General features: G+C 67.9%; 10 protein-coding genes. 7 read left to right on the forward strand and 3 right to left on the reverse strand.

Annotated elements, in window-relative coordinates; translation table 11 throughout:
* Positions 1 to 758 precede the first annotated feature (758 nt).
* The 6 genes from treS (at position 759) to ACOJUJ_RS06230 (ending at position 9,330) form a co-directional block, all read left to right on the forward strand.
* A complete protein-coding gene (gene treS, locus ACOJUJ_RS06205) occupies positions 759 to 4,037 on the forward strand; it encodes a maltose alpha-D-glucosyltransferase (RefSeq protein ID WP_420125984.1) in 3,279 nt (1,092 codons plus the stop codon).
* Positions 4,034 to 5,335, forward strand: a complete 1,302-nt coding sequence (locus tag ACOJUJ_RS06210; protein WP_420125985.1) for an alpha-amylase family glycosyl hydrolase — start codon at positions 4,034 to 4,036, stop codon at positions 5,333 to 5,335. Before treS ends, ACOJUJ_RS06210 begins: the two co-directional genes overlap by 4 nt.
* Complete coding sequence (gene malQ / locus ACOJUJ_RS06215; RefSeq protein ID WP_420125986.1) at positions 5,328 to 6,866, forward strand: 4-alpha-glucanotransferase; 1,539 nt, start codon at positions 5,328 to 5,330, stop codon at positions 6,864 to 6,866. Before ACOJUJ_RS06210 ends, malQ begins: the two co-directional genes overlap by 8 nt.
* Before the next feature lie 318 nt (positions 6,867 to 7,184).
* A complete protein-coding gene (locus ACOJUJ_RS06220; RefSeq protein WP_420125987.1) occupies positions 7,185 to 7,880 on the forward strand; it encodes an SDR family oxidoreductase in 696 nt (231 codons plus the stop codon).
* 36 nt (positions 7,881 to 7,916) lie between these two features.
* Complete coding sequence (locus ACOJUJ_RS06225) at positions 7,917 to 8,477, forward strand: hypothetical protein (protein WP_420125988.1); 561 nt, start codon at positions 7,917 to 7,919, stop codon at positions 8,475 to 8,477.
* 319 nt (positions 8,478 to 8,796) lie between these two features.
* Positions 8,797 to 9,330: a hypothetical protein gene (locus tag ACOJUJ_RS06230; RefSeq protein ID WP_420125989.1), complete on the forward strand. Its 534-nt coding sequence runs from the start codon at positions 8,797 to 8,799 to the stop codon at positions 9,328 to 9,330.
* A 276-nt stretch (positions 9,331 to 9,606) separates the two neighbouring features.
* Here ACOJUJ_RS06230 and ACOJUJ_RS06235 read toward each other — a convergent pair whose 3' ends face one another.
* The 3 genes from ACOJUJ_RS06235 to ACOJUJ_RS06245 are packed head-to-tail and all read right to left on the reverse strand — an operon-like array spanning position 9,607 to position 10,514.
* The gene (locus tag ACOJUJ_RS06235; protein WP_420125990.1) at positions 9,607 to 9,816 is read right to left on the reverse strand and encodes a hypothetical protein; all 210 of its coding nucleotides are present in this window, start codon (positions 9,814 to 9,816) and stop codon (positions 9,607 to 9,609) included.
* Positions 9,817 to 9,823: 7 nt separating this feature from the next.
* The gene (locus tag ACOJUJ_RS06240) at positions 9,824 to 10,210 is read right to left on the reverse strand and encodes a helix-turn-helix domain-containing protein (RefSeq protein WP_420125991.1); all 387 of its coding nucleotides are present in this window, start codon (positions 10,208 to 10,210) and stop codon (positions 9,824 to 9,826) included.
* Positions 10,203 to 10,514 carry a type II toxin-antitoxin system RelE/ParE family toxin gene (locus ACOJUJ_RS06245; RefSeq protein ID WP_420125992.1) on the reverse strand — a complete coding sequence of 104 codons (312 nt, stop codon included), beginning with the start codon at positions 10,512 to 10,514 and terminating at the stop codon, positions 10,203 to 10,205. Before ACOJUJ_RS06245 ends, ACOJUJ_RS06240 begins: the two co-directional genes overlap by 8 nt.
* A 426-nt stretch (positions 10,515 to 10,940) precedes the next feature.
* Here ACOJUJ_RS06245 and ACOJUJ_RS06250 point away from each other — a divergent pair, with 426 nt between their 5' ends.
* Complete coding sequence (locus tag ACOJUJ_RS06250) at positions 10,941 to 11,378, forward strand: hypothetical protein (RefSeq protein WP_420125993.1); 438 nt, start codon at positions 10,941 to 10,943, stop codon at positions 11,376 to 11,378.
* Positions 11,379 to 11,485 lie beyond the last annotated feature (107 nt).

Here is an 11,485-nt window from a genome sequence, read left to right on the forward strand (position 1 = left end):
CGTCTCGTACTTGCAGGAGCACGGCGCCTAATCCAATACGTCCCGCCGTTCCGTGATAAGTGAGCAAAACCGACCCGTCGGAGATCATACCCTCGGCGACAAGGCTGTCAGTGAAGATACGTCCATCGGGGTACTTATCCGTCGTTCGCAACGTTCCGGACAGACGATGGCCGGTTTGACTGAGTGCTAGTTCGAATTTGAAGTTGCCGCGGCCGGGGCGATCCTGTTCTCCGACCCAAGTGCCATTCAGATCGACACCTCGATATACTTTCCTCTGGTAAAACGGCAACACTGTATTCCAAAATAATGCTGACGCCGCTTGAATTAGCATCCAAGACGCAATACCTCCCAATACACCGATAAAGATTGCCGACGCAAATGTTTCGCCGCTAACTGGCATAGCAGGGTGGGCGGTGCTCGAGGAATCTGGAGCTACTATTGCAAACATGGGGGCCGGTAGCATTGAAGTTGTTGGTCTACTGATGGGTGATGGCAAATGTAGTTGTCCTCCGTATTCGGAGGAAGGTCTGCCAAACGACATAAAGTCAGGGGGACAGGGGCTAAGCGCAAGACTGCCCTCGGACGAGCATGCGCGCAGATGTCACTGTCGATTATCTGCCCCCACCCCCGGCGCAGTTCCTGCAGCCGCGCCCGCAACCGCCGGGCCGGTCCTGCCACGCAAGCCAGCGCCCGCGTAGAGCTCCGCCCCAAGGCGCGGACCAAGCAGACACTGAGAGCCAGACACAGGGAGCCCCGCGTTGAGCGCCGACACGCTGTGGTACAAGGATGCGGTTTTCTACGAGTTGCACGTCAAGGCCTTCCAGGACTCGTCCGGCGACGGAGTGGGTGACTTCGCGGGGCTCATCCAGCGGCTGGACTACGTGGCCAGCCTGGGCGTCGACGTCATCTGGCTGCTGCCGTTCTACCCCAGCCCGCTGCGCGACGACGGCTACGACATCGCCGACTACTACGGCATCCATCCCAACTACGGCACCATCGACCAGGTGCAGCAGTTCTTGGACGAGGCGCACAAGCGCGGGCTGAAGGTGATCGCCGACCTGGTGCTGAACCACACCAGCAGCGACCACCCCTGGTTCCAGCGCGCGCGGCGGGCGCCCAAGGGCAGCCCGGAGCGAGACTTCTACGTGTGGAGCGACGACGACACGCTCTACAAGGAAGCGCGCATCATCTTTACCGACACCGAGCCCAGCAACTGGACCTGGGACCCGGTGGCGCAGCAGTACTACTGGCACCGCTTCTTCAGCCACCAGCCGGACCTCAACTGGGACAACCCGGTCGTCAAAGAGACGATGTTCCAGGTGATGGAGTACTGGCTGGAGCGCGGCCTGGACGGGTTCCGCGCCGACGCGGTGCCGTACCTGATCGAGCGCGAAGGCACCATCTGCGAGAACCTGCCCGAGACGCACGACATCCTCAAGGAGTTCCGCGTCCGGCTGGATTCCAGGTATCCCGGCCGCATCCTCCTCGCCGAAGCCAACCAGTGGCCCGAGGACGTGCGGCCGTACTTTGGGCCGGAGGGCGAAGAGTTCCAGATGGCGTTCCACTTTCCCCTCATGCCGCGGATTTTCATGGCGGTGCGGCAGGGGATCCGGAAGCCGATCGTGGAGATCATCGAGCGCACGCCGGCCATCCCCGACGACTGCCAGTGGTGCATGTTCCTGCGCAACCACGACGAGCTCACCCTGGAGATGGTGACCGACGAGGAGCGCGACTACATGTACCGCGAGTACGCGGCGGACCCGCGGATGCGCATCAACTTAGGAATTCGCCGCCGGCTTGCGCCGCTGATGGAGAACGACCGGCGCAAGATCGAGCTGCTGAACAGCATCCTCTTCACCATGCCGGGCTCGCCGATCATCTACTACGGCGACGAGATCGGGATGGGCGACAACGTGTGGCTGGGCGACCGCGACGGCGTGCGCACCCCCATGCAGTGGTCCCCGGACCGCAACGCCGGCTTCAGCCGCGCGGAGCCGGAGCGGCTGTACCTGCCCGCCATCAGCGACGCCGTCTACGGCTACCAGGCGGTCAACGTCGAGGCGCAGGAGCGGTCGCCGTTCTCCCTGCTCAACTGGACCAAGCGCCTCATCCGCGTCCGCAAGCAGCACCGGGCGTTCGGCCGCGGAACCATCACCTTTCTGCAGCCCGAGAACCCGCACGTCCTGGCGTACATCCGCGAGTACCAGGGCGACGTGATCCTGGTGGTCAACAACCTGTCCGCCAGCGCGCAGGCGGTGCAGCTGGACCTGGCGGGATACAGCGGATACACGCCCATCGAGCTGCTGGGCGAAACCGCGTTCCCCGCGGTGGATGGGACGCCGTACGCCATCACGCTGAGCCCGTACGGCTTTTTCTGGTTTGCGCTGCGGCAGGTGCGCGCGGCGGGGGATGAGGACTTCTGGCAGATGCCGGAAGAGTGGGCCGCGCAGGAGGCGGCGCTCCTGGGCGATCCGCAGGCGGTGGCCGAGGCGTTCAGCGCCCTGCCGCGCGAGTGGCTGCTGCGCCAGCGCTGGTTCCGCGACAAGGCGCGCGAGGTCCAGGAAATCTGCCTGCACGACCACGGCGTGCTGCAGGCGGAGCGCGCGCCCAACGTCATCCTGGCGCTGCTGGAAGTGCGCTTCATGGAAGGGGGGAAGGACCTCTACCTTCTTCCCTCCACCCTGCACCCCGTCGCCGCGCCGGGCACCGGGCCCGAGCCCATCGTTACGCACGCCACCCTGCGCGGCGAGGCGCGCGTGTACGAGGCCGTGAGCGAGCGGCGCATCGCGGGAACGCTGCTGGATACCATCCTGGGCGAGCAGACCATCGAGGGTCGCTCAGGCGCATTCCAGGGCCACGCGACGTCGGTGGACCTGCCGGATGCGCCGCGCGGCCCGGTGCGGATGATCGGCGCGGAGCAGAGCAACACCTCCATCGTGTTCGGCGACGCGCTGGTGATGAAGATCTACCGCAAGCTGGAGGCGGGGATCAACCCGGACCTGGAGGTCACGCGCTTCCTGGTGGAAAAAGCCGGCTTCCGCTCCGTCCCCGCGCTGGCCGGGTGGCTGGACTACACGCCCGCGGACGGCGGCGAATCGCACGCGGTGGCCGGCGTCTATCAGTTCGTCCCCAACGGCGGCGACGCGTGGAGCGTGGCGCTCAAGGCGCTCGATCGATATCTCAGCGCCGCCAGCCGCAGCGCCGCGGACCCCGACACGCTCAACGGGCAGGAGGGGATGCGGCGGATGGCGGGCGACTTCTTTCCCGCCATCGCGCGGCTGGGCGAGACCACGGCGCGCATGCACCTGGCGCTGGCGTCGGTGGATGACGACGCCGCGTTCGCGCCCGAGCCGGTGGGCGAGGACGACGTGCAGCGCGCCATCGAGGGCTTCCGCAAGCAGGTGGATACCGTGCTGCACGACCTGGGGCGGCAGCTGGAGGCCATCCCCGGATCGTTCAGCGCGAACGTGCGCGAGCCGCTGCGCGAGGTCGTCCGCGCCGCGCCCGACCTGCGCCACCTGGCCGAGGACCTGCGCGCGCTGAGCGGCGACACCGTGAAGGTGCGCATCCACGGCGACTACCACCTGGGCCAGGTGCTGCGCGCCAACCAGAACGCGCCGGACGGCAGCGAGTGGTACGTGCTGGACTTCGAGGGCGAGCCCGCCAGGCCACTGGCCGACCGCCGCGGAAAGCAGACGGTGCTGCGCGACGTGGCGGGCATGCTGCGCTCGTTCAACTACGCCGTGCGCGTGGCCATGAACGAGTACAAGACCGGCGACCTGCGCGTGCAGATGTCGGTGGAGCGCTGGGCCGCCGCGTGGGAGCGCGAGGCGCGCAGCCTGTTCCTGAACGCGTACGTGCAGACGGCGCAGGGCTCGCCCATCATCCCCAGCGACCCCGACGTGCTGGCGCGCGCGCTGGCCGTGTTCGAGTTGGAAAAGGCCGTGTACGAGCTGGGCTACGAGATGAACAACCGCCCCGACTGGCTGTGGGTGCCGCTGGAAGGGATCCGCGCCATCCTGGGAGGCCGCGCGTGAAGCCGCCCCTGCTCTACAACCTGTTCCAGCGCCTCGTAGGCCCCACCACGCGCTGGGCAGAGCACGCCCGCCGCGCGCGGGAGATGGAGTTCGAGTGGCTGTACCTGAACCCGTGGCACTTTCCCGGCTTCAGCGGCAGCCTGTACGCGGTCAAGGACTTCCGGCGGATCAACCCGCTCTTTCTCCCCGCCGGCGCCGACCCGGCGTCGCTGGAGCCGCTGCGCTACGCGTTGCGGCAGATCCGGCAGATGGGGATGAAGCCGGTGATGGACCTGGTGGTCAACCACACCTCCAAGGACTCGCCGCTCATCCAGCAGCACCCCGGCTGGTACGAGTGGGAGAACGGCGAGGTGAAGAGCCCGTTCGCGGTGGATCCGGACGATCCGTCGAAGCGCACCGTCTGGGGCGACCTGGCGGAGATCGACAACCGCAGCCAGCACGACCGCGAGGGGCTGTGGAAGTACTGGGCGCAGATCGTCCGCGAGGCCATCGACCTGGGCTTCAAGGGCTTTCGTTGCGACGCCGCGTACAAGGTGCCCGCGGAGCTGTGGAGCTACCTGATCCGCGAAGCGAAATCCATCGACCGCGAAGTCGTCTTCTTCGCCGAGACGCTGGGGGCGCCGGTGGAAGACGTGGTGGGCCTCAAGTCCGCCGGGTTCGACTATTTCTTCAACTCGTCCAAGTGGTGGAACCTCAGCGAGTCGTGGGCGCTGGACCAGCACGAGAAGTTCGGCCGCATCGCCCCCTCCATCGCCTTTCCAGAATCGCACGACACGCCGCGCATGGCGGAGGAAAGCGGCGGGCGCGAGGAGGTGCAGCGCCAGCGCTACGCCGTGGCCGCCGCGTTCAGCGCCGGGGTGATGATGCCCGTGGGCTACGAGTTCGGCTTCCGCAAGCAGGTGAACGTCGTCGAGTCCATGCCGACGGACTGGGAGCGCCGCCACTGGGACCTGCGCGCCTTTGTCACCCGCGTGAACCGGCTCAAGCTGGCGCACCCGCTGCTCCAGGGCGAAGGCCACCTGCGCCCCGTCGGCGACCTGCGCGGCGACACGCTGGTGCTGCAGCGCACGACGGACGATGGCGGCGTGCGCGGGTGGATCGTGATCAACAAGGTGTGGGCGGAGCCGCGGGAGATGGACTTCACCCGCTTTGTGGATGATGCGGACGGATACCGCCTGTTCCGCGTCTGCCGCGACGACGCGCCGGAGGGCGGCGAGCCTGTGCCCGACACGCTGCTGATGGAGCGCGCCGAGGTCATCTACGTCCTCCCCGCGCTGGACGCCGCGGCCGATGCCTGAGTCGGCGACCATCGGCGCGCGGGCCAGCGGCATCCTTCTGCATCCCACTTCCCTTCCCGGCCCCGGCGTGGGCGACCTGGGAGAGCAGGCGTTCCGGTTCGTGGACTGGCTGGCGGCCGCGGGGCAGACGTTGTGGCAGACGCTGCCGCTGATGGCGGTGAACGAGGGCGGCTCGCCGTACAACGCGCTCAGCGCCTTTGCCGGCAACCCGCTGCTCATCAGCCCCGCGGAGCTGCACCTGCACGGCCTGCTGCCGGAGGACGCCGCCGCCGCGCCGGACCTGGATCACGACCATCTGGACTTCCATGCCGCGCTGCGCTGGAAGGAGGACGTCGTCCGCGCCGCGTACGCCCTGCTGGCCGACGACGAGGAGCTGCGCGCCGACTTCCGCGCGTTCCGCCAGGAAGAGGCGACGTGGCTGGACGACTACGCACTCTTCCGTGCCCTGCGCGACGCGCACGGCGGCGCCAGCTGGGCGGAGTGGCCGGCGCCGCTGAAGGAGCGCCACCCCAACGCGCTGGAAGAGGCGCGGCACCAGTACTTTGCGGACATCGACCGGCACGCCTACGCGGAGTACCTGTTCGACCTGCAGTGGTCCGCCGTGCGCCGCCACGCGCACGCCAACGGCATCCGCATCGTGGGCGACGTCCCCATCTTTGTCGCCTACGACAGCGCGGACGTGTGGGCCAACCCGGAATTGTTCGAGCTGGACGAGCAGCTGCGGCCCACCGTGGTGTCGGGCGTGCCGCCGGACTACTTCAGCAAGACGGGCCAGCGCTGGGGCAACCCGCTGTACAGCTGGGACGTGCTGGAGAAGACGGGCTACCGCTGGTGGATCGAGCGGTTCCGCCGCACGCTGGCGATGGTGGACGTGGTGCGCATCGACCACTTTCGCGGCTTCGAGAGCTACTGGGAGGTGCCGGCGGAGGAGGAGACGGCCATGCACGGGCGATGGATGCCCGGCCCCGGCCGCAAGCTGTTCGACGCGGTGCGCCGCGAGCTGGGCGGCCTGCCGCTGATCGCCGAAGACCTGGGGATCATCACCGAAGAGGTGGAGGCGCTGCGCGACGATCTGGAGCTTCCCGGCATGCGCGTGCTGCAGTTCGCGTTCGGCGGGGACGATCCCAGGAATCCGCACCTGCCGAGCAACTACGTGCACAACGCCGTCGCCTACACCGGCACGCACGACAACGACACCGCCCTGGGCTGGTACGCCGACACCGGCCGCACCGAGCGCGCCGCCGTGGACCAACTGACCGGCGGCGGTGGCGAGATGCACTGGCGGCTGATCGAGACGGTGCTGCAATCCAACGCCGGCTGGGCCATCGTGCCGCTGCAGGACGTGCTGGGCCTGGGCGGCCAGGCGCGGATGAACACGCCCGGCGTGGCGGAGGGCAACTGGGCGTGGCGGCTTCGCGAAGGCGCCCTTACGCCGGAACTGGCGGAGCGCCTGGCGGAGCTGGTCCGCAAGACCGGCCGCGCGCCCGCCGCGAAGATCGTGGATCCCACGGAAGAGGAAGTGGGTTTCTAGGCGGGTTCCTGCGACGCCGCCCGGGGCCCTCTCCCCCGCCCGTCTTCGCCGCTCGTTCCTCGCGGCTCGCGGCGGCTCCTCCCCCCACTTCGGGGGAGGGGTTGTGAGCGAGATTTCTGCGCGTGGCGAGATGCCGTTGATGCGAGGCGGGCGGCGAAGCCCGAATTGCGCGATCAACCATCCATTCGCGCCACCCCTCCCCCGGGGTTGGGGGAGGGGCCGGACGCCGTCGCGAGGAACAAGCGAAAGGCCGTCCGGGGGAGAGGGCCCGCGGCGACGCGAACGAGCCTCTGCATCAACCAATTACCACGAGGGATCATGGAGCGTGTCGTGCTGGTCACCGGCGGGTCGGGCAGGCTGGGAAGCGCCGTAACCGAGGCATTCCTCGAGGACGGCTGGCGTGTGGCCGTCCCCACGCACGGCTCCGGCGCTTCCGACGCGCTCGACGACCTTGCCGCGTGGTACGGGGAGCGCCTGACGCGGTTCCGCGCCGACCTGGCGACGGAGGCCGGCGCGGACGAGGCCGTGGCGCGGACGGCCAGCTGGGGCGGGCGGATGGACGCGGTGGTGCACACCGTCGGCGGATACGCGGGGGGCGCGGCCCTGCACGAGACGGCGGTCCATGCCTGGGACGCGATCATGTCCATCAACCTCCGCAGCGCCTTTCTCGTGGCCCGCGCCGCCATCCCGCGGCTTGCGGAGGGCGGATCGCTGGTCTTCGTCTCGTCGCGCGCGGCGGTGAAGGGGCGAAAGGGACACGCGGCCTACGCCATCTCCAAGGCCGCGCTCCTCACGCTGACGGAAGCCATCGCCGAGGAGAACGGCGGCCGCGTGCGCGCCAACGCGGTGCTCCCCGGCACCATCGACACCCCCGCCAACCGCGCCTCCATGCCCGGCGCGAGCTACGACGCGTGGACCCCGCCCGCCGAGATCGCGCGGGTGATCCTCTTTCTCGCGTCGGCTGCATCGGGAACCGTCAACGGGGCGGCGGTGCCGGTGTACGGCGACAGCTGACGGGCAGGCCCCTATCATACCGGCAAGGAGAACGCGATGAACCCGGTCCCGTTTTGCGTGCTCGCCCTGCCGCTGGCCCTGGTGGCCTGCGGCGGCGGGGGTGATCGCGCGAATACAGGCAACGACACCACCTCCGTGCTGTCGCTCCCCGATAGCGGCGCCCTGCCCACCGCCCCCGGCACCGAGGCCGGCGCGGACACCGCCATGACCGGCGCCACCGGCATCGGCGGCGCCGTGACGATGAACGCGGTGGGGAACTCCGGCATCACCGGCCAAGCCCAGTTCATGGAGCACGGCCCGGGGCAGACGATGGTCACCATCACCCTGAACGGGCAGGGTGACGGCCCCCGGTCCGGCCACATTCACCAGGGCACCTGCGAAAGCCCGGGCCAGGTGGTGGCGCCGCTGCAGGACGTCGTGCTGGCCAACGGCACCGGCACGTCCACCACCACCGTGAGCGTCGGCTACCCGGCCGTGACGAACGGCCAGCACATGGTGGCCTACCACACCGGCGCCGGCGAGAACCCGGGCCCGCCCGCCGTCTGCGGCCAGATCCCGGCCCAGCAGACTGGCGGCTCCACCGGCCAGGCCATGTAGCCCACCGCTCGCGCTGAACGCGAACGCCCCGGCGGCCTCCGCAGGCTGCCGGGGCGTCGGTCGTTCCGGGTGCGTCCGGCGCCCGCCGCGAACACGGGGCCCTGGCTCGCCCCGAGGGCGTTGCGGAAGGTTTTCCGGGCGCGCGGCTTCACCATGCGGGAGCGGCGGGGCTCCCGTTCCGAGGGGCGGCAACGGGCGCATCGATGGAAACAGATGGATGAACGCACAACGTTTGCACAAACTTTGCACAGCCCCGGCGCGTCCTTCACGCCGGACGTCGTGCAGGGCGCATTCACCCATCACACACCGGGAAAAACGTATGAGACCGACTCAATTCTGGGCCCTGGCCGCGCTTCCGTTCGCCCTCGCCGCCTGCGGCGGCGGAGACGAGGCCGCGGAAGGCACCGCCGAGGGCACGATGGTCACGGACACCACCACCAGCATGACCCCCGCCGCGCCCATGGCCACCGACACCGCGATGACCGGCGCGACCGCCACGGCCAACACGGTGACCATGAACGCTGTGGGCACCTCGGGCGTCACTGGGCAGGCGCAGTTCATGTCCGAGGGCGAGGGAACGATGGTGATGGTGAACCTGACCGCGCAGGGCAACAGCACGCACAGCGGCCACATCCACCAGGGCACCTGCGACGCCCCGGGCGAGGTGGTGGTTCCGCTGCAGGACGTCACCCTGTCGAACGGCGCCGGGAGCTCCAGCACCACCATCCAGGTTCCGCTGGCGACGGTGATGAACGGCCAGCACATCGTGGCCTACCACGCCAGCTCCGGCGACAACCCGGGCGCGCCCGTGGTCTGCGGCCAGATCCCCGCCCAGACCGGCGCGGCGATGTAGCTCCACGCTGGTGCCGAACAACACGCCCCGGCGGCCTCTCTCGGCCGCCGGGGCGGTTTTGCTTCTGATACCATTTCTCGCAGTTCGTTGTGCAATCAGAGAAACGCCGGAAAAGCATCACGCGGAGGCGCGGAGGAACTGATGAGGCGTGGAGGCGTTTCGGGCGTTCCCTGCGCGCCTCTTCTGTTTTCTCCGCGCCTCCGCGTGAAATCGTTCCCCTCACTGCACATCGAAATCCGGGAGATGGTATGGGATTCGTGCGAGCCCCCGACGTCCTTACCTCTGCGGCGGAAGCGCGTCGAGGGAGGCTCGCAGCTCGGCCGCGATCGCCGCGTCACCGCTGACCAGCGCGGTCCACGAGATCTCATGCCCCTTCCGCTTCCCCTTCTCCACCACCTTCACGCCCTCTGGCGAGACGGTGACCATGTACGCCCTGCCGTCGATCTCCAGCTCGCGCTTGATCGGCTTGTCGAGTTTGGTAGCCATGGCGCGATCAGCCGGCGGTAGCGGTGGCGCGCGTACGACGCGGACGCTTGCGGGCAGGCTGCGCTTCGGCCTCGGCCGCCACGGCACGGACGGCCGTTGGGATCATTCCTTCGGCTTCCGGACGTAATTCCAAGGCAAGGATGCAACCAACAGCCTCCGCGTACCGCTGCAGCGTTGAGAGGCGGATGTCTTCCGCATGATTCTCCATACGGCTGATCGCGGACTTGTGCGTCCCAAGCCGGCTCGCGACCTCCGCTTGAGTCAACCCCGCATCTTGCCGGGCCACCTTGAGCATCACGCCCAGCTTGAACGCTCGCCGGCCGCGCTCAAACCCTTCCACGAACTCCGGGTCGCGAGCTGCTCGCTCAGCGACGTAACGATCCAGGTCATCCATCGTGACTTTCCCTGCTGAAGTAGTCCCGCTTCCGCTGATGAGCAAGCTCGATCTCCAGAACCGGAGTACGCCCGGTTTTCTTCGCAAACCCCGATACCAGGACCACGAGGCGCTTTCCATCAAAGAATCCTAGGAGACGAAAGTTGTTACCCCCTTGCTGGGCACGAACCTCCCATAGATTGTCTGTCCCCGACAGCTTCTTGAAGTACTCCACAGGTACCTTCTCCATCGTACGCACCATCTCGATGATCCGAACGATCTTGTCCGCCTGTTTGGGGGTCAATGCATCCAGGAACTCCTGCACTGGGCGACGCCCAGACCGCGTGCGGTAGAGCACAACATCACGCATATGGATGTTAACGAATGAGTGAACCCGGCGAAAGAGCGTCGCGCGGAATAAGTGAACGAAGTGGATTCGTATCACCGCCCGCGGCGACACCGCAAGGAGTGTCCATAAACCGGTTCGGCATCGGGCGAGAAAGGGGCGATTCGTCTGCGCCAGTGGCGGGAGAAAGTGGGCGTGGTGGCAGGTGCAGACGCGAAAAAGCCCTGCTCGGAGCGTATCCGGGGGCTTCGTTCTTCGGAGCCATCGATGGCAACGGCATGAAGGGGGATGAACCGGAAGACGTATACGATGAAATCTTTAAACGACAGTAATTGACAAGAAAAGATTATGGCACTAACCTCGACACAAGCGGATTTCCTCCATCCCCACACAACGGAGATTGCAATGCGGATTCGTGCCTTTCTGTTTGCCGCCGCCTTCGGCACCGCGCTTACGGCATGTGCCGACGCCGGCCCCGTTGAGCCCTCCGGCAAGCCGGCGCTGGGCGTCAACAGCACGCGTGAGATCTATGTGGACGCGGTGACGTACCGCGGGGGTGTGTACAGCTCGAGCAGCGGCGGGTACGCCAAGGGCTGGGCAACGCCGGTATCCAGCGGCACCGGGTACCAGATGGGCGACGTGGAGGCGGACGGAAACGACGGCCAGTACATGACCGAGAACACCGGCTACACCGGACAGCTGGACGCCTTCAAGTACGACAGCGGGTGCACCTTCCAGTGGCTCCGCGGGCCGCACACCGTCATCAGCACGGCCGCCACCATCTACCTGAGCGACTTCCCGACCGTAGACTACTTTACGCTCAAGATCAGCTGCCCGTCATGAGCCCCTGCTGACGGGGGAGTTCGCCGCATTCCCCGGACGGGGGGCCGCGCCACGCCCGCGGGCGCCCCCCCCCCCCGCGGCCAGCGCCCCCCCCCCCCCCGCCCCCC

The sequence above is a fragment of the Longimicrobium sp. genome, assembly GCF_048594345.1.
Classification (GTDB): Bacteria; Gemmatimonadota; Gemmatimonadetes; order Longimicrobiales; family Longimicrobiaceae; genus Longimicrobium.

Excerpts from the sequence above, each read along its gene's own strand:
- ACOJUJ_RS06230 (WP_420125989.1), top strand. The coding sequence starts at position 8,797 with ATGAGACCGACTCAATTCTGGGCCCTGGCCGCGCTTCCGTTCGCCCTC.
- ACOJUJ_RS06220 (WP_420125987.1), top strand. The coding sequence starts at position 7,185 with ATGGAGCGTGTCGTGCTGGTCACCGGCGGGTCGGGCAGGCTGGGAAGC.
- ACOJUJ_RS06235 (WP_420125990.1), bottom strand. The coding sequence starts at position 9,816 with ATGGCTACCAAACTCGACAAGCCGATCAAGCGCGAGCTGGAGATCGAC.
- ACOJUJ_RS06240 (WP_420125991.1), bottom strand. The coding sequence starts at position 10,210 with ATGGATGACCTGGATCGTTACGTCGCTGAGCGAGCAGCTCGCGACCCG.
- ACOJUJ_RS06250 (WP_420125993.1), top strand. The coding sequence starts at position 10,941 with ATGCGGATTCGTGCCTTTCTGTTTGCCGCCGCCTTCGGCACCGCGCTT.
- malQ (WP_420125986.1), top strand. The coding sequence starts at position 5,328 with ATGCCTGAGTCGGCGACCATCGGCGCGCGGGCCAGCGGCATCCTTCTG.
- ACOJUJ_RS06225 (WP_420125988.1), top strand. The coding sequence starts at position 7,917 with ATGAACCCGGTCCCGTTTTGCGTGCTCGCCCTGCCGCTGGCCCTGGTG.